The 22,222-nt window shown below is 60.3% G+C and carries 19 protein-coding genes; 9 read left to right on the top strand and 10 right to left on the bottom strand.

What is annotated here, in order from left to right; genetic code table 11:
* Positions 1-10 precede the first annotated feature (10 nt).
* Positions 11-931 carry a DMT family transporter gene (locus tag LOKO_RS12180; RefSeq protein ID WP_066449607.1) on the bottom strand — a complete coding sequence of 307 codons (921 nt, stop codon included), beginning with the start codon at positions 929-931 and terminating at the stop codon, positions 11-13.
* 208 nt (positions 932-1,139) lie between these two features.
* On the opposite strand from LOKO_RS12180, the gene LOKO_RS12175 reads away from it, so the two are divergent.
* The 3 genes from LOKO_RS12175 to LOKO_RS12165 all read left to right on the top strand — a co-directional run bounded on the left by LOKO_RS12175 (position 1,140) and on the right by LOKO_RS12165 (position 4,327).
* Positions 1,140-1,535: a DUF4168 domain-containing protein gene (locus LOKO_RS12175; RefSeq protein WP_066449605.1), complete on the top strand. Its 396-nt coding sequence runs from the start codon at positions 1,140-1,142 to the stop codon at positions 1,533-1,535.
* A 149-nt stretch (positions 1,536-1,684) separates the two neighbouring features.
* Entirely contained in the window at positions 1,685-3,598 is a 1,914-nt protein-coding gene (locus tag LOKO_RS12170; protein WP_066449603.1) for a DUF294 nucleotidyltransferase-like domain-containing protein, read from the top strand.
* A 3-nt stretch (positions 3,599-3,601) separates the two neighbouring features.
* On the top strand, positions 3,602-4,327 hold the full coding sequence (locus tag LOKO_RS12165; RefSeq protein ID WP_066449601.1) for a 3'-5' exonuclease: 726 nt from the start codon (positions 3,602-3,604) through the stop codon (positions 4,325-4,327).
* Positions 4,328-4,352: 25 nt separating this feature from the next.
* Here the strand turns inward: LOKO_RS12165 and LOKO_RS12160 are convergent, their stop codons facing one another.
* From LOKO_RS12160 to LOKO_RS12145, 4 genes are all read right to left on the bottom strand, one after another.
* Complete coding sequence (locus LOKO_RS12160) at positions 4,353-6,137, bottom strand: putative bifunctional diguanylate cyclase/phosphodiesterase (RefSeq protein ID WP_066449596.1); 1,785 nt, start codon at positions 6,135-6,137, stop codon at positions 4,353-4,355.
* 349 nt (positions 6,138-6,486) lie between these two features.
* The gene (locus LOKO_RS12155) at positions 6,487-8,139 is read right to left on the bottom strand and encodes a BCCT family transporter (protein WP_066449591.1); all 1,653 of its coding nucleotides are present in this window, start codon (positions 8,137-8,139) and stop codon (positions 6,487-6,489) included.
* Between the two features lie 53 nt (positions 8,140-8,192).
* A complete protein-coding gene (locus tag LOKO_RS12150) occupies positions 8,193-8,618 on the bottom strand; it encodes a universal stress protein (RefSeq protein WP_066449587.1) in 426 nt (141 codons plus the stop codon).
* A 216-nt stretch (positions 8,619-8,834) separates the two neighbouring features.
* Complete coding sequence (locus LOKO_RS12145) at positions 8,835-10,091, bottom strand: NAD(P)/FAD-dependent oxidoreductase (protein ID WP_066449583.1); 1,257 nt, start codon at positions 10,089-10,091, stop codon at positions 8,835-8,837.
* Positions 10,092-10,343: 252 nt separating this feature from the next.
* On the opposite strand from LOKO_RS12145, the gene LOKO_RS12140 reads away from it, so the two are divergent.
* The 6 genes from LOKO_RS12140 (at position 10,344) to LOKO_RS12115 (ending at position 16,235) form a co-directional block, all read left to right on the top strand.
* Positions 10,344-11,477, top strand: a complete 1,134-nt coding sequence (locus LOKO_RS12140) for an ABC transporter ATP-binding protein (protein ID WP_066449578.1) — start codon at positions 10,344-10,346, stop codon at positions 11,475-11,477.
* Positions 11,478-11,599: 122 nt separating this feature from the next.
* Complete coding sequence (locus LOKO_RS12135; RefSeq protein WP_066449575.1) at positions 11,600-12,718, top strand: extracellular solute-binding protein; 1,119 nt, start codon at positions 11,600-11,602, stop codon at positions 12,716-12,718.
* Between the two features lie 88 nt (positions 12,719-12,806).
* Positions 12,807-14,060 (top strand): ABC transporter permease, encoded by a 1,254-nt coding sequence (locus LOKO_RS12130; RefSeq protein WP_066449572.1) that lies wholly within the window; start codon positions 12,807-12,809, stop codon positions 14,058-14,060.
* Positions 14,061-14,064: 4 nt separating this feature from the next.
* Complete coding sequence (locus tag LOKO_RS12125) at positions 14,065-14,916, top strand: ABC transporter permease (protein ID WP_066449569.1); 852 nt, start codon at positions 14,065-14,067, stop codon at positions 14,914-14,916.
* A gap of 262 nt (positions 14,917-15,178) precedes the next feature.
* Complete coding sequence (locus LOKO_RS19435; RefSeq protein ID WP_144439655.1) at positions 15,179-15,571, top strand: hypothetical protein; 393 nt, start codon at positions 15,179-15,181, stop codon at positions 15,569-15,571.
* Between the two features lie 133 nt (positions 15,572-15,704).
* Positions 15,705-16,235 carry a hypothetical protein gene (locus LOKO_RS12115; RefSeq protein ID WP_066449564.1) on the top strand — a complete coding sequence of 177 codons (531 nt, stop codon included), beginning with the start codon at positions 15,705-15,707 and terminating at the stop codon, positions 16,233-16,235.
* Positions 16,236-16,448: 213 nt separating this feature from the next.
* On the opposite strand, the gene LOKO_RS12110 is transcribed toward LOKO_RS12115, so the two are convergent.
* From LOKO_RS12110 to LOKO_RS12090, 5 genes are all read right to left on the bottom strand, one after another.
* Positions 16,449-17,840 (bottom strand): sigma-54-dependent transcriptional regulator, encoded by a 1,392-nt coding sequence (locus LOKO_RS12110; protein WP_144439654.1) that lies wholly within the window; start codon positions 17,838-17,840, stop codon positions 16,449-16,451.
* Positions 17,837-19,300 (bottom strand): sensor histidine kinase, encoded by a 1,464-nt coding sequence (locus tag LOKO_RS12105; RefSeq protein ID WP_066449561.1) that lies wholly within the window; start codon positions 19,298-19,300, stop codon positions 17,837-17,839. Before LOKO_RS12105 ends, LOKO_RS12110 begins: the two co-directional genes overlap by 4 nt.
* Positions 19,301-19,372: 72 nt before the next feature.
* The gene (locus LOKO_RS12100) at positions 19,373-20,512 is read right to left on the bottom strand and encodes a PQQ-dependent sugar dehydrogenase (RefSeq protein ID WP_066449558.1); all 1,140 of its coding nucleotides are present in this window, start codon (positions 20,510-20,512) and stop codon (positions 19,373-19,375) included.
* A gap of 102 nt (positions 20,513-20,614) precedes the next feature.
* A complete protein-coding gene (locus LOKO_RS12095; protein ID WP_066449555.1) occupies positions 20,615-21,142 on the bottom strand; it encodes a gamma carbonic anhydrase family protein in 528 nt (175 codons plus the stop codon).
* Between the two features lie 151 nt (positions 21,143-21,293).
* Entirely contained in the window at positions 21,294-22,169 is an 876-nt protein-coding gene (locus tag LOKO_RS12090; RefSeq protein WP_066449552.1) for an AEC family transporter, read from the bottom strand.
* Positions 22,170-22,222 lie beyond the last annotated feature (53 nt).

Below are 22,222 nucleotides of genomic sequence, written 5' to 3'. Positions count from 1 at the left end.
GATGATGGCGTTATGCCTGGCCTGCTGGCTTGTAGCGGACGGCCAGCACGACACCGATGATGGTAACCACCATGCCGACCAGCCCTATCAGCGGCAGTCGTTCATCGAACAGCCACCAGGCCTGCAGCGCCGTGACCGGTGGTACCAGGTAGAACAGGCTTGCCACCCGCGAGGCCTCGCCGCGACGGATCAGCGCCATCAACAGCAGGATCGCACTGATCGAGAGAACCAGCACCAGCCAGGCCATGGTCAGCACGAAGGTGGGACTCCAGTCGATGCTGCGCTCCTCGAACAGCAAGGCGCCGAGGCCGAGCAGGCAGCCTGCGGCCAGGTACTGCACCACGGTGCCGGAGAGCAAGGGCATGCCGGTGCAGAAGCGCTTCTGGTAGAGGGTGCCCAGGGTAATCCCCGCCAGTGCGGCCAGGATGCTGGCCAGTGCGCCCAGGCCGAAGCCTTGAAACAGGGCAGCCCCGGGGTCGAGTTTGCTGCCCAGCACCATCACGATCCCAGCGAGCCCGAGTAATAGCCCGATCCACTGTATTGCAGTGATTCTTTCGCCAAGCAAGGGGCTGGCCAGGGTGGCCGTCAGCAGTGGCTGCAGGCCCACGAGCAGCGCGGCCAGACCTGCTGGCATGCCCAGGTAGATCCCATAGAAGACGCCTCCAAGGTAGGCGCCATGCACCAACATTCCGGAAACGCCGATGTGCCCCCATAGTCGCAATCCCTGTGGCCAGCCGCCCTTGAATAGCCTGACCAGCGGCACCAGCAGCATAAGGGTCAGCACGAAGCGCACGAAGAGGAAGGTGAAGGGTTCGGCGTGGGGCAGGCCGAACTTGGCGCCGATGAAGCCGGTACTCCAGAGGGCGACGAACAGTACCGGCATGCCTGCCAGTAGCACGGTGTCGAACCGGGAGTGGTTGAGGGTACTCATTGACAGACAGCATCCTTATTCGAATAAAGCAGCAGCGACAGTAGCGACGATACTGTGTCCCGGTGTCAGGGAGAAGCTAGCAGGGTAAGTATTTCTTCCATGAGAAGTGTTACACTCCGTTACATGAAAGTTTTGAACCCAAGGTTCCCTGCCTAGTCACAATTCCACGTAACGCAACACACCCACGCAATACGTTTGGAGGTATTTCATGCAACGGATGACTGCACTGTTCTCGGCCGCCCTGCTCACCGCCGGCCTCATGGCCGTTCAGGCACACGCCCAGGACCCAGCGCAAGATCCGGCGACCGATCCGCAGCAGCCGCAAGCCGCCGCCCCAGCCCAGGATTTCTCTGATGACCAGCTGCAGCAGTTCGCCGATGCGTCTCAGGATATCGCTGTAATCTCCCAGGAGTACACCGAGCGCCTGCACGCTGCTGAGGATGAGCAGACTCAGCAGGAAGTGCGTATGGAAGCCAACGACAAGATGGTGGAAGTGGTCGAGGATAGCGGTCTCGATGTGGATACCTTCAATGCTATTGGTCACGCCATTCAGCAAGATCCCGAGCTGATGCAGCGCGTGCAACAGATGGCCGAGCAGTCATGATGTGATGCCGCCACCGGTAGCGTGAAGACGAAAGGCCACCTTCGGGTGGCCTTTCTGCTGTTTGCGATTCGCATGAGACGCTTTACAGCTGGGCAGTGCCCTTACACACTGGGCTGCAATTCAATCGTGTGCTGACAGTGGGGTGACGCATGGAAGTGGAGCTGCTGGAAATTCGTCAGCACATGAGCCGCTTTCCTCCCTTCGAGAGCCTCTCCGACGACCTGCTCGACGCATTGGCAGGGCAGGTGGAGGTGAGCTATTTCAAGGCGGGTAGCGATATCCTGGTACTCGATCAGGAATTGCATGACCTGTGCTATATCCGCAGCGGTGCGGTGGAGGTCTATCGTCGCAACGGCGATCTCTACAATCGCCTGGGTGAGGGGGACATCTTCGGCCACTTCAGCCTGCTGCGAAATCATCGGGTGCGTTTCCCGGCGCGGGCACTGGAAGACACCCTGATCTATTTCATTCCCGAACCGCTGTTTCATAAGCTCTGTGAGGCCGACGTGCATTTCGCCGACTTCGTGGAGCTTGGCCGACCACGCATGGAAGCGGCTGTGGAACAGCACAAGCAAGCCAACGACATGATGATCACCCGAGTGCGGAAGCTGCTCACGCGCTATCCCGTCATGATCGAGGCTGGCACGACGGTACAGGAGGCGGCACGCCAGATAGGCGAGGCCCAGGCTTCGGCGGCCCTGGTGCTGGATTCACCGGATGACAATCCACGCTTCACCTTCACCGATAGCGAAGACCGGCCCTGGAGGGTGTGTGGCATCCTGACCGACAGCGACTTTCGCACGCGGGTTGTGGCCGAGGGGCTTTCGCCCGAGACTCCCGTTGGCGAGCTGCTCGGCGAACGACTGATCACCATCCAGTCCGATGAATCGGTGCATGAGGCGATGCTGAGCATGTTGCGCAACAACATTCATCATCTGCCGGTGCTGCACCGTCGCCGGCCGGTGGGTATCGTGCATCTCTCGGACATCATCCGCTACGAAACCCATAGCAGTCTTTACCTTGTCAGTAATATCTTCAACCAGTCCAGCGCCGAGGGCTTGGCCAAGCTGGCCCCCGACGTGCGTGCTGCCTTCGTACGCATGGTGGAAGAGGGCGCCAACTCGCAGATGGTAGGTAGTGCCTTGTCGACCATCGGTCGCAGCTTCACCCGTCGCTTGCTGGAGCTGGCCGAAGAGGAGCTGGGCCCGCCGCCGGTTCCCTATTGCTTCATGGTCAACGGCTCCATGGCACGCAACGAGCAGTCCATCGTCACCGACCAGGACCATGCCCTGGTGCTCTCCGACGACTTCGATGCCAAACGACACGATGCCTACTTCCTGGCCTTGGCAGAGCGTGTCAGCGATGGTCTCAATGCCTGCGGCTATACCTACTGCAAGGGGGCGGTAATGGCGACCAATGCCAAGTGGCGCCAGCCCTTATCGGTATGGAAACACTACTTCAGCGACTGGATTGACAATCCCACCCCGGAACGGCTGCTGCACAGCTCGATCTTCTTCGACCTGGACAGCAGTTACGGTGAAGAGGCGTATGTCGAGCAGCTTCAGGACCTGATAGCGGAGAAAGCGCCTGGCAGCCGGTTATTCCTGGCGGCCATGGCACGAAATGCCTTGAACCGCACGCCGCCACTGGGTTTTTTCCGCACCTTCGTGATGGAAAAGGATGGCAAGCACAACAACTCCATCAACCTAAAGCGACGCGGAACGGCACCCATGGTAGACCTGATTCGGTTGCATGCGCTGGCCTGCGGTACTCAGGCGCAGAACAGCTTTGAGCGGCTTGACGCCATCGGCAACACCCAGCTGCTGGCACCGGGGGCTGGCGAGAAGCTGCGATATGCACTGGAGCTCATTGCCATGGCGCGAATACGCCATCAGGTCATCGACATTCAGCAGGACCGAATGCCCGACAACAATATCGAACCGGAGAACGTCGAGGATAGCGAACGGCACAACCTCAAGGATGCCTTTCAGGTACTGAGCAATGCACAGAAGTTCCTGAAGTATCGTTATCCGATGCCTGCCCGCAGCGGCCGGTCTCGCTAGGCCATGCTCTCTCATCGCCTGTCTCTGCAGCGCCCCCCCCCTGGCTGGCCGGAGTTCCTTGCCGCACGTACCGGCGAGGCCGCTCAGCCAGATCTGGCACGCTACTTCGCCGCCGGTTGCCCGGCCCCGGAAACGCCCATCGGCGAGGCGCCGCTAGTGGCGCTGGACCTGGAGACCACCGGGCTTGATGCGCGCCGCCATGATATTGTCAGCATTGGCCTGGTGCCTTTCACCCTCGGACGCATTCACTGGGCCGAGCGCCGCTATTGGGTGGTGCGGCCTACCCGTCCCCTGTCCAGCGAGTCGGTTACCTTCCATCGCATCACTCATTCGGAAATCGCCGAGGCGCCCGATCTCGCAGCGGTACTGCCTGAGCTGCTCGAAGCCATGGCCGGTCGCCTCGCGGTGGTACATTTCCGCCATATCGAGCGGCCGTTTCTGGATGAGGCAGCCAGGTCACGGCTGGGTGAGGGGCTTCGCTTTCCCGTTATCGATACCATGTCCCTGGAAGCGCGACGACACCGGCTCTCGCTGTGGGCACGCTTTCGGCGCTGGATGCGCCGTCCTCCCGTATCCATACGGTTGGGCGATAGTCGGGCCCGCTATGGTCTCCCGTCGTATCAGGGTCATCATGCGCTGCTCGATGCCCTGGCCACCGCCGAGTTGTTCCAGGCCCAGATCGCCACCCACTACTGGCCCCAGGTGCCGGTTGGTGAGCTGTGGAGCTAGCCGGTTCGCTTCCGACTCGAGCGGGCTAGAGCCAGAGATCGGCAAAGGTCTTGCCGTCCACCGGCCTGCCGTAATAGAAGCCCTGAACGCCAGTGCAGCCGAGCTCGCGCAGTGCCTCGGCCTGCTCCGCTTCTTCGACGCCCTCGGCCACGGTCTGCATCCCAAGGGTTTCAGCCATGGCAATGATGGTGGCAACGATGGCGTGATCGTGGCTGCTCTTGAGCATGTCCTGTACGAATGACATGTCGATCTTCAGCGTATCGGCGGCAAAGCGCTTGAGATAGGTCAGCGATGAATAGCCGGTACCGAAGTCGTCGATGGCAAGGCCGAAGCCTGCGTCATGCAGGGCGCGAGTGATGCGCACGGTCTGCTCGGGGTTGCGCATCAGCCCGCTTTCGGTGAGCTCGAGGCCTAGACGCCCGGGAGCTACGCGGGTTGCGAGGCGCTGAACATGCTCGGCCAGGCGTGGGTCATCCATCTGCTGCGCCGAGACATTGACGCACAATCGCCCGGGAAAAGGCTTGTCCAGGGCATCCCAGGCATGCAGTTGATTGCACGCCTCGTCCAGCACCCAATCGCCCAGTTGCCGGATCAGACCCTGCTCCTCAGCCAGGGGGATGAATGTCCCGGGGCTGACATGCCCGAGGATGTCGTCGTACCAGCGGCACAGGGCTTCGGCCCCGCTCAACTTGCCACTCTTGAGGCAGAACTGGGGCTGATAATGCAGTGTGAGGCGGCCCTGGTTCAGGGCCTCGATGAAGCGTAGCTGCAAGAACTCACGCTGATGCAGCTCATCGGCCATGTTGGTATTGAAAAAGCGAGTCCGGCTGTCGTCCCGCTTGGCATGATTGAGCGCGATACTGGCGTGCTGAAACAGTGACTGGGCATTATTGGCATCCCGCGGGAAAAGTGCCGCGCCGACACTGGCCGAGATCGAGAAGCTGCGGTCGGCGATCTGGATCGGTGGTGAGAGGCTATTACGGTAACGTTCAATCGCATGTGCCATGGCAGCGGGACGCGTATTGGTCAGTAATACCATAAATTCGTCGCCCCCCAGGCGAGCGACGAATTCACCGGACTCGGCCTGGGCTCCGAAACGTCCGGCTATCTCGGCCAGCAGCAGGTCGCCTCGTTCGTGGCCCTGGGTATCGTTGATCTGGCGAAAGCGCTGAAGGTCGAGATAGAGCAGCCCCAGGCACTTGCCTTGAAGCTGGGCCTGATCACACGCCTCTTGAAGCCGCTCCATGAAGTGCCGGCGGTTGGGCAAACCCGTTACGCTATCCCAGTAGATCAACTGTTCGATGTGCCGGTCGCTGCTGCGCCGGGTCTCCTCCGCTATGCGGCGCGCCATCTCGGCGCCAGCCTGGGTGGCAGCGATGCGCAGCACTTCCGGTGCATAGGCGGCCAGCGATAACGGACGATTGCTCATCAGCGCCAGCAGGCCGAGCAACTGCCCATTCGGCGCCCGGAGAGGGACGCCCACATAGCCTTCCGCACCGAGTTCCCGAAGCATCTCATCATCGGGAAAATGTTCATGGAGGCTATCGGGGAACTGGCAGATCTCGTCGTTCAACACATGTTCGCATGGGGTGCCGGCCAGTTCGTAGGTTGCAGCCGGCTGTAAGCTTCCCTGCGACCAGAAGGCAACGGTGAGGATGGTCTTGCCATCGGACATCACCTTGCCGATCAGGACATGATCCCCATCGAAAATCGACGCTATGCGTTCGACCAGGTGGTCGAATGCCTGTGGAGTGCCGGCTTTGCCCAAGCCATCGGCGAGCAGACGGAAGGCGTCTTCGGGTGCCATCATGGGCGTAGAACGGCTCCTTTATCGTAATTGTAGTGCGGGCTTACTGAAATATGCCCGATACGTTCACGGGTTACCAGTGGCCTAAGGCCTTATTGCGCTGAGCCTGACGGATCACTCCTCTTGTGCAGCAGCATGCATCGTAGGGAATCGCTCGGGTCCGCCTATGGGGGGCCATCATATCAGGGTCCTGCGCCTTGAGGGATGCCGGGCGGGGAGGTGGCACGCTGAAGGCGGCCCTAGGGCCGCCTTGTTGGCTCGTCATCTAATCTTCAACTTTCCTGCTGCTTACTTCCTGCTTCGTACTGCAGGTTGGTTTCTGTAACCTTGGCACTGAAGAACAGTGTTTTGCTCAGCCTCGGGGCTCGCTCATCAGACCCTTGATGATGGCATAGCAGGCGACCAGAAGTACCAGCGTGAAGGGCAAGCCGGTGGAAATCACCGCGGCTTGAAGGGCCGCCAGGCCGCCACCCAGCAGCAGGGCAATGGCGATGGCGCCCTCGATCATCGCCCAGAAGAGGCGCTGGGGCTTGGGTGCGTCGACCTTGCCCCCGGCGGTGATGGAATCGATCACCAGCGAGCCGGAGTCCGACGACGTGATAAAGAACACGATCACCAAGGTGATGGCAATGAAGGAGGTGATTTCGGTCAGCGGCAAGCCGGCCAGCATCACGAAGAGCGCATCCGCCTCGCCCTCGAAGGTACCGGCGAGCAGTTGTTCGATGCCGGCGCTGCCGAAGGAGGTCATCCACAGAACGGATACCGTGGACGGTACCAGCAGCACGGCGATCAGGAATTCGCGCACGGTGCGCCCGCGGGAAACCCGAGCGATGAACATGCCGACGAACGGTGACCAGGAGATCCACCAGGCCCAGTAGAAGGCGGTCCAGCCCTGGCTGAAGTTGGCATCTTCACGGCCGAATGGATTGGAAAGCGCCGGCAGGTTGACGATGTAGCCCATCAGGTTCTGAAAGAAGCCGGTGGCAATCATCAGCGTCGGGCCGACGATGATCACGAAGGCGAGCAGCAGGAACGCCAGACCCATATTGATCTGAGAGAGGCGCCGCACACCCTTGTCGACCCCCAGGAAGATCGAACCCATGGCCACGATGGTGATGCTCACGACCAGCAACACCATGGTGACGTTGTTGTCGGGAATACTGAACAGTTCGTTGAGTCCGTTGGTGGCCTGTTGGGCGCCGAAACCGAGGGAGGTCGCGAGGCCGAAAAGGGTGGCGAATACCGCCAGGATATCGATCACATGGCCCGGCCAGCCCCATACGCGCTCCCCCAGGATCGGGTAGAAGATCGAGCGCATGGTCAGTGGCAGCCCCTTGTTGAACGAGAAGATCGCCAACGCCAGCGCCACGATGGCGTAGATACCCCAAGGGTGTAGACCCCAGTGGAAAATCGTCGCGGCCATGCCCAGCGCAATCGCCGCTTGTTCGTTACCCTCGGCGCCGCCAAGTGGGGCCCAGTCCGTCCGCACGCCGTTCTCGGTAGCAATCCCTCCCAAGGCGGCTTGGTAGTGGTCCATGGGCTCGGAGACGCCGAAATACATCAGGCCAATGCCCATGCCGGCGGCGAACAGCATCGCGAACCAGCCGATATAGCTGAAGTCCGGTTTGGCGTCCTGACCGCCGATGCGCACCTTCGCCAGGGGTGTGAAGATCAAGATGATCGCGAGAAGAACGAAGATATTGGCGGCCAGGAGGAAGAACCAGGCCATGTTGCTGGTCAGGAAGCTAAAGGTGGCAGAGAAGAGTGGCGCGACCTGATCCTGCAGTGCCAGGGTGATGATCACGAAGAACAGCACCACGATCGACGAGAACACGAAGACCTTGCCGTGCAGGTCCAGGTTAACGCCCATCGGCGAGGCGGTAATGTTGTCCTGTCCGATGACGTAATCGGTATCGATAAGGTTCGCTGGTCCCTCCGGGGCCGGAATGCCTTCGGAACCGCTGTTCGGATCCTTGTCGTTTTCGTCTTTGTGTGGGTTGGCCACGAGACGTCTCCCTTGCAGTTGGTGTCGTCGGGTTTATGGCGGCATGGTAAACGTCAGGTATTCTTCGGCCTGATCAGAAAAACCGATGCCTTGGTATGGATGGCCACCTTGCCCCCATGGGACGGCATGATGACGTCCAAGTGCTTGGGTGGGTGGGTAGGCATGACCACCAGGTCGGCCCCGACATCCTCGATGGCCTGAATCAAGTCATCATCCAGGTCGGCGATCGGGTCGGGACTGATGATGGTGTGGGTGCTGACCGGTTGGCCATGTACCTTGGCTCGCTCCTGGGCGAAAGCTTCCAGCTTGCGAGTGAATTCTTCGGGTGTCCTGGCCACGCTACCCGGTGCATTGCCGGTGACGCCGACGTAACAGACTTCGGCGTCGTAGTGACGAGCCAGGTCGGCGACGGCTGCCAAGGAAGGCTCCAGCACCTCGAGGTGCGCCAAGTCGATTGGCACCATGATCTTGTTGTACATGCCGGTTCTCCTGATGCTCCGGATGATCGAGAGGGTCTCGATGCGGCTGATTGCACGTTAGAGTGTGGTGGCTTTGGCCCACGATTCCAGTCCTGTTACAAAGAGCTGTTGTCGAGCCCCCAGGCCCTGATGGTAACCGTGAACAATTATTGTACAGCCCGGGGACATGTTTATCGAATCAGTGGAAACGCTTGTTCGCCACTGTCGGTCGGGTGATTAGCGCCCAAAGCGGCTGGCATGGCAGTGGCGCAGCCAGTCGGGCGCCTTGCCGGCCAGGCTGGCTGCAACCAGGCGACCCGTAGTAGGGGCGAGGGTTAGCCCCAGGTGACCATGGCCGAAGGCATAGGTGACGTTCGGCATCGCGGCAGGGCCGATTACCGGCAGGGAGTCGGGAAGCGAGGGGCGAAGCCCCAGCCATTCGTGGCTAGCCGGCCCAAGGGGGCCAAACATGGCTTCAGCGTGCCGGCGCAAGTAGGCGAGGCGGGCGGGATTGGCGGGATCGGCCGGGTGGCCAAGCTCCACGGTACCGGCGATACGCAATCTTCCTGCCAGCGGTGTCATGTAGAACGCGTTCTCGGCAGGGCAGCAGGGGCGTCTGAGCAGGGCCTCGGCGCCGGAAAATTCCAGATGATAGCCCCGCTCGACCTCCAATGGGATGCGGTTGCCGGCCGACCTGGCCAATGGCTGCGACCAGGCACCGGCTGCGACGACGACCTGTTCGGCAAGCCAGCTGCCGGCATCGGTGTGGATGCAGGCCCCGCGAGCGTGACGCTTGAGTGAGGCTGCTCGCGCCGGGATGAAAGTGGCGCCACGGCGCTCGAGCTTCCTTGCCAGGCAAGCGGCCAACTGCGAGGGATCACCAAGGTGGCAGGCATCGGGAAACAGGATGGCACCCTTGGCAACGCCCTCCAGGGCGGGTTCCAGTGAGGCGACTTCCTGCGCATCCAGGTACGCCTGGGCCACGCCCAGCCGCTGGCGTTGCTCGAAGTCGCTGCGGGCCGCCTTCCAGTTGCGGGATTGGCGGAAGAAATATAGGGCGCCTCGTTGATGCATAGCGGCTGCCACGCTGTCGTCGGACTGAATCGATGCATGCAGGGCCAGCCAGTCATGACGTGAAGGCGCAAGGAGATGACACAGCACACGGCTGGCATGCTCGGCCTGGGAGCGCCTGGCGGCCCCAACGAAGCGCAGCAGCCATGGTGTCAGGCGAAGCAGGTGTCGCCAGCGCAGGTGAAACGGGGAGTCCGGCGAGAAAAGCAGAGAGGGCAGAGAGGGCAGTAATGAAGGCCGCGCAAGCGGCTCAACCGCATAGTTGGCCAGTGTGGCGGCATTGCCGGAAGAGGCCTCGCCACCGGGAGAACCCGGATCGATCAGTACCACTTCACGTCCCTGATCGAGGAGCGCCCAGGCAGTTGCCAGGCCGACAATGCCTGCGCCAATGATAGCGACATCGGCTTGCTGCGGTGGATGCATGTCTTGCTCCTGGCCTGCTCGGTCAAGAAGGAATCGTAAGGCTCTGTACCCAGGCACGCTACTAGCCGATTTTGCTCACAAATGTTCACAATGACTTCAACGCTGATTGGACTCTCTGGGGTTGCGGCACCTGTCGTTATCGGACTAGTGTCGACCCATTCCAATGAGAACAATACCACTTGGCCAGGCGGCTAGCGGAAGACCTCGACACCAAGCGAACCGCTGGTTGCTGGCTATTAGCGGGAACCATGCATGAACGATAGTCTTGAAGTAGAAGCAGATGTCAGTGAAACGATTGACCCGGGGGAGTGTTTTGCCCGTTTCTTGAATGTTCAGAAGAGCTACGACGGCGTCGAGCTGGTGGTCAAAGGGTTCAATCTGGACATCCAGCAGGGTGAATTCGTCACACTTCTGGGCCCTTCCGGCTCGGGAAAAACGACTTGCCTAATGATGATGGCGGGTTTCGAGACCCCGACTCATGGCGAAATTCTTCTCAAGGGCGAGCCAATCAGCGGCCTTCCGCCTCACAAGCGTGGTATCGGCATGGTGTTTCAGAACTATGCCCTCTTTCCCCATATGACCGTTGCCGAAAACCTCGCCTTTCCGCTGGAAGTGCGGCATCTCTCCAAGGCTGAAACCAAGAAAAAGGTCGACAGAGCGCTGGCAATGGTTCGCCTGGAAGAGTTCGGCGATCGCCGCCCGGCACAGCTCTCAGGTGGGCAGCAGCAGCGTGTCGCATTGGCACGCGCGCTGGTGTTCGAGCCTGAACTGGTACTGATGGACGAGCCTCTGGGTGCGCTTGACAAGAACCTTCGTGAAGAAATGCAGTACGAGATCAAGCGTATCCACGCCAGCCTGGGCGTGACCATGATCTACGTGACCCACGACCAGACCGAAGCCTTGACCATGTCGGACCGGATTGCCGTTTTCAATGATGGCGTCGTCCAACAACTGGCGACGCCCGAAATGCTATACGAAGAGCCCGAGAATGCCTTCGTGGCCTACTTCATTGGTGAGAACAATCGCCTCCAGGGCGAGGTGGTCGAGCATATTGGTGACGAGTGCCAGGTTCGGCTCGACAGCGGGGAGGTCGTGCTGGCCAAGGCGGTGGCAGCAGGTGGTGTAGGGGCGCGTACGACCCTTTCACTGCGGCCAGAGCGGGTCAGCATCCTCCTTGATGACTCCCACTCCTTTGACAATTATTTCGAGGGAGAGGTAAAGGAGGTGATCTATCTTGGAGACCACCTGCGTACCCGGCTAGCCGTTTGCGGCAACGATGAGTTCATTCTTAAGACCCCCAATGCCAAGGGTCATCCGTCCCTCCGACCCGGGCAAACCATCAAGGTTGGCTGGTCGAGCAAGGATTGCCGGGCGCTGGATGCCTGAGTCTTCGGGCAATGGGTCGACCGGGAAATCCGTAAATCGACCCGTGTTAGCGGTAGAGCAGCTTGATATAAGGCTGGCAGTGCAAATAGCGAGTGAGCAACAACAACAAGTGGAGAAGTGACATGAAACAACAGGGAAATCACAAGCGCGCGGTACGCCGCACCTTGACGCTGGCGGTGGCGAGCGCCTCAGTCGTCGGACTGGCAAGCGTGGCCCAGGCCCAGCAGACGCTCAATATCGTCTCCTGGGGCGGGGCCTACAGCATGAGTCAGGACAGGGCCTACCATCAGCCATGGACAGAGAAGACCGGTGACGAGATCGTCAACATCGATCGTAGTGCCAATGCCTTGGCCGGGCTGCGTGCCCAGAGCCAGGCCGGCAACGTGACCTGGGACCTGGTCGACATGCTGCCGGCGGACGCCATGATCGCCTGCGCCGAAGGCCTGATCGAGCCGCTGGACCATGATGAGTTGCTGGCAGACGCACCTGACGGTACGCCGCCCAGTGAAGACTTCGTCGATGGCGCCCTTGGTGAGTGCTTCGTGGCCTCGATCGTCTACTCGAACATCGTGGCGTTCAACAGCGAAATGTTCCCGGAAGACAAACAGCCCAGCACCATTGAGGATGTCTTCGACCTGGAGAACTATCCCGGCCAGCGCGCGCTGATGCGTCGTCCCATCAATAACCTGGAGTGGGCGCTGATCGCCGACGGCGTTGATCGCGACGACGTCTACGACATGCTCGAAACCGAAGAAGGTATCCAGCGCGCTTTTGACAAGCTCGATACCATCAAGGACAACGTGATTTGGTGGGAGGAGGGCGCCCAGCCGCCGCAGCTGCTGGCGGATAAAGAAGTGGCATTCGCTTCTGCCTACAACGGCCGTATCTTCGATGCCATGGTCAGCGAAGATCAGCCGTTCGAGATCATCTGGGATGCTCAGGTATTCGAACTGGATGGCTGGGTAGTGCCGACCGGCAAGCTGGACAAGGTGCGCGACTACCTCTACTTCGCCACTGACACCCAGCGGCTCGCCGATCAGGCGCAGTACATCTCCTACGGCCCGGCGCGCCTCTCTTCCTCGGAGTACGTCTCGACCCATGCTGAAACCGGCATCGAGATGGAGCCGCACATGCCCACCTATGGCCCCAACTTCGAGACCGCCATCCAGAAGGATGATGAATTCTGGGCGGATTACAGCGACGAGCTGAGTCAGCGTTTCGACGCCTGGCTGGCCCAGTAAGACCTGGCCGCCACCCGCTATGCGGGTGGCGGCAACCACCTGAACGACTTTCTCTTGCATCGTCCTGCCGTTTACTGGAGAGGCCTGCGTGTCTGAATCTCCCGCTTCCCCCTTGACGACCGCCGATGGGGTGCCGCTCAAGGTCAGCCTGCGCCGTGCCGTTCGGCGGTCCAAGATCAAGGCGTTTCTGCTGGTATCGCCTTTGTTGCTGTTTCTGGTTGTTGCGTTTGTCATGCCGATCTTCGACATGCTGTGGCGTAGCGTGGACAACCCCGAAGTCTCGGCCGGTCTGACGCGGACCGTCGAGGCGCTGGAAGGCTGGGATCGCCAGTCGCTTCCCGATGAGCACGTCTTTTCTGCCCTGGCAGAGGATCTACAGGAGGGTCAGGAGGCGCGTAATCTTGGCCTATTGTCGAGCCGGCTGAACTACGAGCAGTCGGGCATGCGCTCGGCGATCACTCGAACGGCGCGGGGCCTGCGCACTATGGAGCCCCCCTACAAGGAGGCACTGATCGATGCGCATGCTCGATGGGGGGAGGTGGATACTTGGAAGCTGATCGAGCGTGAAGCCTCGCCTCTGACACTCTCCTATTACCTGATGGCGTTGGACCGACGGCTCACCCCCGATGGCGAAATCGTTCGAGCACCGGAAAACCAGCGAATCCATGTCAACCTGTTCTGGCGTACCTTCTGGATGAGTGCCGTGATCACCGGTTTGACCTTGGTGCTTGGCTACCCCATCGCGTTCCTGCTGTCGAATCTACCTCTGCGTCATTCCAACTTGTTGATGATTCTAGTGTTGTTGCCGTTCTGGACGTCGCTGCTGGTGCGTACTACCACCTGGATCGCCATTTTGCAGTCCCAAGGGGTGCTCAACGATGTGATGGTGGCGGTTGGCGTCATTGCCGATGAGGCGCGATGGCAGATGATTCATAACAAGACCGGCACTATCGTGGCAATGACCCATATACTGCTGCCGTTCATGATTCTACCGCTCTATTCGGTGATGAAGACCATTCCCCCCAGCTACATGAGGGCGGCTCGCTCGCTCGGTGGTCGGCCTTTCCTCTGTTTCCGGCGAGTCTACTTTCCGCTGACCATTCCCGGTATCGCGGCGGGAGGCATCCTGGTTTTCATTCTCTCCATCGGCTACTACATCACACCGGCACTGGTTGGCGGACAGTCGGGACGATTCATCACCAACTACATCGCGTACCATATGCAGACCTCGCTCAACTGGGGGCTGGCAGCGGCAATTGCCTCGATCCTGCTGTTTGTAGTGATCATCTTCTATCTCGTGTTCAACCGCCTGATCGGCGTCGACAAGGTCAAGCTGGGGTAATCCGATGGCCATACCTTCCTATGCCACCCGTGGCGAGCGCATCTGGCATTATGTCTTTCTTGGCATCTGTGCCCTTATCTTCCTGTTCCTGGTGGGACCGCTGCTGATCATCATCCCGCTCTCCTTCAACGCCCAGCCCTATTTTACCTTTTCGCAAAAGATGCTGACTCTGGATCCGGAAGGCTTTTCGTTGCGCTGGTACCAGGACTTCTTTACGTCGCGAGCGTGGCTCAATGCGATCAAGAACAGCTTTATCATCGGCATTGCCTCGACAATCCTGGCGACCGTATTGGGCACCATAGCGGCGTTGGGCCTGTCGAGCCGCAATATGCCGGCTCGCGGAGCAATCATGGCGCTGCTCATCTCCCCGATGATCGTGCCGCTGATCATTTCCGCGGCCGCCATGTTCTTTTTCTTCTCCAAGGTCAACCTGGCCCAGACCTACCTGGGCGTGATCCTCGCACACACCGCGCTGGGCATCCCCTTCGTGGTGATTACCGTCACCGCGACGCTCTCGAGTTTCGATACCACCCTGATCCGTGCCGCCCATAGCCTGGGTGCCAATCCCACTCGCACCTTCTTCAAGGTCGTTTTGCCTCTGGTGACGCCAGGCGTGGTTTCTGGTGCCCTGTTTGCCTTTATTACGTCTTTCGACGAGGTCGTTGTGGTGCTCTTCATTGCAGGCCCCGAGCAACGCACCATGCCGATCCAGATGTGGTCGGGTATTCGTGAGCAGATCAGCCCTACGATCCTGGCCGTTGCCACCATGCTGGTGCTGTTGTCGATGCTGATGCTCACTACCCTCGAGTTGCTGCGTCGTCGAGGAGAGCGAATGCGGGGTCTTTCGCCTGGCTAGGCCCTGTACCCAAGATAACGACAGGGGGAGGTATCGAGAGATACCTCCCCCTGTCGTTTCAGGACACATGCAGAAGAGCCAAGGCGGGGATATCTGGCCCATGTGCCATATTTAACCAGTCAAAGGGGTGCTCACAGCTAGCTTTTGTTTAACGGATTTGTTTTTAATTGACTGATATTAATATTTTTTTTTATCTCATGGGTTTTGTGGCATGCCCTGTGCAGCAGTCAGGGTGAATACGGATCAACAGGGAGTGTTTCGCATGAGCCATGAAAAGCATGAAAGCTGGGCCTCTGCCGGACGCTTGACGGCGTTAGCCTCAGTCATTGCGCTGTCGCTGGGCACGTTAAGCTTGGCAGGTTGTGGCAACGATGATGATATGCCGCCGGTAGAGCAAGAGCCGCCTGCTACAGAGCAGCAAGGTTCTCCCATGCAGGATACCACTGCTGATCCAGGCATTGATCAGACCGATACAGCAGGTGGTGATGGTGCTGAAGAGCCGATGGGTGCTGCGGAACCGATGCCGGAAGATGAGGATGCGCTTCCCGAAGCCGAGCAGGAGCCTGTTCCGAATGGCGCGCAGGATACGATGGCGCCCGACGATGATGACGACATGTTCATGGACGATGATACGGACGATGACATTGAGCGTTGATCGTTAGATATCAGTCCGGATTTACTCCATGACGAGTTCAAGTGCTTGCCAAACACTCTCATTTCGCATGGCAAGCACGGAGGGTGAGAGTCCCTCGACACTGCGTCGCAAGACGACTATCAGGAGGTGGATTATGATGTCCAAGGAATTCCTCAAGAAGATTGGCGTGTTTGGTGTTGCAATTGGTCTTACTGCCAGCCCCTTTGCGCTGGCCCATGCCGTAGACCACGAAGATGCACCTGGCCAAGAGGTAGAGGACGTGCCGAGTCCGGATGGTCCGACGGACGATACGTTCGCGGATGATCCCGATACCGGCGCTGCCATTGGTGATCGTGAGGATTGGGAAGAAACCGATGAGCTTGAGCGCGGCACTGAAACGGAGGACGTGCCGGGAACCGAGGTGCCAAGCGAAGAGGCCTTCCCAGGCGATGAGCCTGCACCGGACGCGGCTCCGGGTGCTGATCCTGCCGCTCCGGGTACCGAGACGGCTCCGGGTACTGACCCTGCCACACAGGGTACCGAGACGGCTCCGGGTACCACCCCGGCCGCACCGGGCACCGAGACAGCACCCGGCGCTGAGGATGATGCCGGCTTCGGCGAAGGCACCGAACCCATGCCGGGCACGGACGCCGATCAGGATGAGTTGGAAGAAGACACTTACTAAGTCTTAGCTAGATGGCTCCGGTGCTTGGCACCGGAGCCTGCCACGGATGGCACCGCAAGATTTCACGATTTTCAAAAGCGCAGAATCCACTGACGGCCCGCCCCCCCTACGCCGTCAGTCGGATTGCATGGCGCATTTGCCCCCAGCCTCCCAGGGGGTTTTTTGTCTTTATCTGCCGTCTTGCCCTCCATGGCTGGCCGGTCTCAGCATTGGTCACTCCTCGTCCAGTCGACGATAGAGCGTACGCCTCGCGATACCGAGAATATCGGCGGTACGTCGCTTGTTTCCGCCGGTGGCTTCCAGCACTTTTTGAATATAGCGTTTCTCCACCTCTTCCAGGCTAGGCCAGTTCTGCTGCTTTTCTGCCGCTATCATGGCGTTGCCTGCCTCGATATGCCGTGCATGGCTGCGCTGATCCAGGCCATGTTGACGAATGCGCTCCGGCAGATCGGCATGGCTCAGCAAGCCGCCTTCAGCCAGCGTCACCGCGCGCATGACAGCATTCTCCAGCTCGCGGACATTGCCCGGATACGGGTACTCGAGCAGTGCTTGCAGCGCAGAGGGTTCGACGCTTGCGATCTGCTTGTCCTGGGCGGTGGAGTGCTTCTCGATCAAGGCCGAGATCAGCCGTTCGATGTCGCCGTTCCTCTCTCGTAGAGGCGGGATGCGCAACGAGAATGTTTCCAGTCGATAAAAGAGATCGCTGCGAAAGTTACCGCTCTCGATCTCCTGTTCCAGTTCGCGGTGGGTTGCGGCGATGATGCGCACATCCACCGACTCCTCTTTCTCGGCCCCCACAGCCTTGACTGTTTTCTCCTGCAGGGCTCGCAGTAGCTTGGCTTGAAGCCCGATGGACATCTCCCCGATTTCGTCGAGAAAGAGGCTCCCGCCGTTGGCAGTCTGGAACAGGCCCTGGCGGGAATCGCTGGCGCCAGTAAAGGCTCCCTTTACATGGCCGAAGAATTCACTCTCCATCAGTTCGGAGGGAATGCTGGCGCAGTTGATGGCGATGAAAGGGCCGTCAGCGCGTGGGCTCTCGGCATGGATGGCGCGGGCAAGGAGTTCCTTGCCGGTGCCGCTCTCGCCTTGCACCAGGATTGGTGCGTCGCTGTTGGCGAGCCGTGCGGCGTCATGGAAGAGTGCCTGCATCGTTTCGCTTTCGCCGACGATGCCATGAAAGTGGCCGAGAGGGTGATCCTGATGAAAACGTTCAGCCAGGCGGCGACTTTCCAGCACGCGATAGACCGCCTCGCGAACGCTTTCCAGATCCAGTGGCTTGGTCAGAAAGTCGTCGGCACCAATCTTCAAGGCTTCCACGGCCTGGTCGATGGTGCCGAAGGCAGTAATCACGATAAACCCCAGCTGGCTGCCTCGACTACGCAACTGCTCGAGCATTTCCATGCCGTTGATGCCAGGAAGGCGGACATCGCTGATGACCAGAGCCACATCGCTGTGGCTCATGGTTGCCAACGCTTCTTCGGCACTGGTTACACCCAGTGTGCGATAGCCAGCTTCCTGGAGTTCCTCTTCCAGCAGTTCCAGAATGGCTGCGTCGTCCTCGACGATCAGGATCGGCAAGCCGTTGGATGTGATGTTCCCTGTCACGTGGAAGTTCCTCCTTCGATGGAATCCGTCTGACTGAGGGGCAAACCGACTTCAAAGCCGGCTCCTCCCATTTCACTGTCGAAAACGCCGACAGTACCGCCGTGGTCATTGATGATCCGATGCACCATGGAAAGCCCAAGGCCACTGCCCTGGCCTACGGGTTTGGTGGTAAAGAAGGGGTCGAAGACCTTCGACTGATTGGCTCGGGTGATCCCGGCCCCGTCATCCTCTATCAGGAGGGTCAGCCAGTCATTCTCTTGCCTGGCACTGAGACGAACCCGTTTTACGCCTTCGGCCTGGGCGGCATTTCGTAAAAGATTCGTAAGCACCTGGATGAGCTGCTGAGTGTTGGCCAGAAACCGGGGGGAGGGATCCGGTAGGTCAGTCTCCAACTGGATGGCTCTCCGATCGAGGTCGTCCTCTACCAGCTCCCGGGTGGCGCCGACCAGACTGTCGAGATCGAGAGGTTCCTTCTCGACATTGTGACGTCGGCCGAGCTCCATCAGCTGTCGCACGATCTCAACGATGCGTTCAACCTCGCTGCGGATACGACCCAGTTTCGCTCGTTCGTCGTCGCCAATCCGGTCCCGACGCGCCAGGCGCTGGGCCTGGCCATTGATCACCGTGAGTGGAGCACCGATCTCGTGGGCAACCCCCGCGGCCAATACCCCAAGCTCCGCCAGCTTTTTGGACTTGCGCAGGCGCTTTTCCAGCTCTATCTCCTTTCGTCGGCGCGCTTCGATATCGGCATCCTTCTCGGCCATGGCATCCAGCATGCCATTCAGCCCCACGGCCAGGCGGGCATATTCCTGGGGGCCGTTAGCTTTGGCGCGTTGGCTGCGGTCACCCTCCTCGACACGCTGCATGACCGCCAGCAGGCGTTCTAGAGGGCGTTCGATATGACGGCGGAACCCCCACCAGATGCCCAGAACGATGCCCCCGGCACCGATGACGAAGGCGATCAGAGCCAGTTGGCTGAGAACGCCGGTGTAGTTCTCGATGCCGGTGTTGAGGCGGTTGACCTGCAATACGCCACGTATTTCACCGGTGGCGGCGGTCAGCGGCTTCAGCGCCGAGTAGTAGTGCCAGCCGTCATGCTCACGATAGGCAGCGCGCATCTCGCCGCTCTCCGCCACGTCGCGTATGGCTTCGGCGCTGAACAAGGCCTGGCCCAGTCCCAGGCCATAGATTTCCTGGCCGTTGGTGTCGAAGACATAGGCACCGTAGATACGGTGAAAGGAGAAGGCCGAGTAGAGCGACTCCTCCAGTGGCTCCGTGGCATCGCGTGTGAGGGCATGGCTCAAGGTGGTGCCGATGACATGGGTAATTACCTGGACTTCCCGCTCCAGCCGGGAGCGTACGTTGTCCTCCAGCGACTTGATCGCCACCAGGCTGAATATGAGTAGTACCAGGAAGAGGGGGGCGATGACCGTAAGAATGATCAGGTTGCGAAGGCGCATGGGGGCTCACGAGCAGCAATCGGATAGGACAGGCGCCAGCTTACCGCTTTCGCTTGGCGCCTGTCGTGGGATTCAATCGGCTGGCGCCAGCCGGTAGAGGCTGCCCTGCGGATCGTCGTTGAGTAGATAAAAAACGTCATCATCGCCCTGGCGTACATCACGGATGCGCCCGATATGGCCGTCGAGGATGATTTCGCTTGCGACAACATCGCTTCCCTCCAGTGTCAGGCGCACCAGCCGTTCACTGCGGAGGCCGCCGGCGAGCAGGTCGCCGTGCCAATCGGGAAAGGCGTCGGAGGTGACCTGGGCCAGGCCGGATGGGGCCAGGGTGCCCTCGAAGACATGGGCCGGATCGCGCATGCCTGGCAGGGAGTCCGCGCCGATGGGCTCGCCAGTAGCGTAGTCCCGCCCCTGGCTCACTTCCGGCCAGCCATAGTTCTCGCCGGCCTCGATGAAATTGATTTCATCCCCACCCCGTGGCCCATGTTCACTGGCCCAGATCTCGCCGCTGTCGGTCACGATCATGCCCTGAATGTTGCGGTTGCCAGCGGTAAAGAGCTCGTCGCGCACCTCGGCATCAGCGACGAATGGGTTGTCATCGGGTACCCCGCCGGTATCGGTCAGGCGCAGCACGCTGCCCGCGTGGTCGCCCTTGTCCTGGGCACGTTCCGGATTGGTGCCGCGATCGCCAATACTCATCAGCAGGGTGCCGTCAGGCAGCCAGGCGAGTCGTGACCCGTAGTGGCGCCCCGGCTCGGAATAGCGGTCCTGCACGAACAGGTCCTCGACATCGACCAGGCGTTCGCCTTCCAGCCGGGCTCGACTCAGAGCAGTGGCGGTGTTGCCGTTGTCGGGCTTGCTCCAGGTGAAATAGATCCAGTCCTGCTCGCCGTCCCCCCAGGAGGGGTGCAGGGCGAGATCCAGCAGGCCGCCCTGGCCACGGGAATTGACATCTGGCACGCCATCCACCCGCGTGGTGGTGCCGTCATCCTTGACCAGCGTCAGGTACCCGGATCGTTCACTGACCAGAAAGCGGCCATCGGGTAGTCTGGCCAGGGACCAGGGGTTTTCCAGGCCGGAAGCGAGTCGCTCCAGGCGCAGGTCCAGGTGCTCGGTGGCTATGTGGTCGATCACCTCGGCACTGGTGTAAGGTGTGATCAGCATGCCGAGTGTCAAGAGGGTTGTCGGTAACGCCTTGCCAGGCTTGTCCATGCCGTTCTCCCTTCGTCATTTTTCGCTGTGGTTAGCCTCCCACTACCCTCATTAATGACTCCCTGAAGTACTCGATGTTCCCCCTGGTCTACCAGGGCCCAATCATGGGGTCAGCTGCGTCAGCTCGCTAAGGTAGCGGTTCTTGCGTTCGACATAATACTGGCTGCTCACGGCGAGATCGGCCACTTCCTGCTCGCTCAGTGTACGCACGACCTTGGCGGGCGAGCCCAGAATCAGTGAGTTGTCGGGAAACTCCTTGTTGGACGTAATAACGGAACCGGCACCGATCAGGCAATTCATCCCAATCCTTGCGCCGTTGAGCACGGTGGAGTGCATGCCGACCAAGGTGCCGTTGCCAATGATGCAGCCGTGAAGCATGACGAGGTGGCCTACGGTGACACCTTCGCCTATCTCCATGGGGAAGCCGGGGTCGGTATGCAGAACGCAATTTTCTTGAACGTTGCTGCCTGCGCCGATGACAATGGGTTCGTTGTCACCACGCAGTACGGCGCCGGGCCAGATGCTGACGTCCGGGGCCAGTCGGGCGTCACCGATGACCGCGGCTTCGCGAGCGATAAAAACGGTGTCGTCATGGGTCGGGGCCAGGTCGCCGAGTGCATAGGTAGCCATGGTGCTACTCCGTCGGGGGTAAAAAAGACGCTGGGTGCCACGAGGGCACCCTATCCTACGTTAGGTAGCGCAACATCATGCGTCAATATGCCTTGTGCAAGCCCACCGGTGGCAAGAGGCTCGCGGCGATGTTGTTCACATGGCCGCCGGGCTACATCAAAATCGCCAGCAGCACCGGCAGGTAGAACAGTGACAGCAGCGTGGAGCAGAACACCAGGCTGGCCGTGTAGGCCGCGCCGCGGCCGGCACGCAGGGCAAAGAGGTAGTTGAAGACGGCGACCGGCATGCTCATCTGCAGGATGAGAATGCTCTGGGCCAAGGGGGGCAGGCCGACCAGGATGCCGATGCCCCAGGCCACCAGCGCGGCGATGGGAATGCGCAGCAGGCTGAAGCCGATTCCCGATTTCAATCCCTTGACCTGGATGCTGGCCAGAGAGACCCCCAGGGTGATCAGCATCAGCGGTACCGTAAAGCCGGAAATCAGGTCGACGCTGTTGTCCAGCCACAGCGGCAGTTCGGTATCGGTCAGCAGCAGGGCCAGGGCGATCAGAATGGCGTAGACGGTCGGCGTCTTGGCCAGGGTGCGCAGCGGATTGCCACGGCTGGCCATCATGGCGCCGATACTGAACTGGAACAGCGAGACCGTGACCATGATCGTGATGCCGAACACGAAGCCGGCGCTGCCGAAGGCATAGAGCACCACCGGTAGCCCCATGTTGCCGGTGTTGGGGTACATGGTGGGGGCCAGCAGGACCCGCCAGTCGCGCCGCAGCAGCTTGGCCAGCACGAAGGCCATGCCCGCCATCGTGATGATCACCAGGGCGGCGGCCAGCATGGTGCGCCCGAAGCTGCCGGCATCGATGTCCGCCCCGGAAAGCGAGGCCAGCACCAGCGCGGGCGTGCCGATATTGAAGACCAGGCGCGTGACGAAATCCACGGGGTAGGGGTGGCCCAGTCGAATCCAGGTGTAGCCGAGCCCGGCGCCGGCCAATACCGGCGCCATGACGGCAAAGAGTTCGGCGACCATGCAGGTGTCCTGTTGAGTGACGGTTCGTGAAAGGGGGGCGTCGGGCCTATTGT

It is taken from the genome of Halomonas chromatireducens, assembly GCF_001545155.1.
In the GTDB taxonomy this organism is placed as follows: domain Bacteria; phylum Pseudomonadota; class Gammaproteobacteria; order Pseudomonadales; family Halomonadaceae; genus Halomonas; species Halomonas chromatireducens.
The sequence above is the reverse complement of the archived record's forward strand: the minus strand, read 5'-3'. Positions and strand labels throughout refer to the sequence as shown.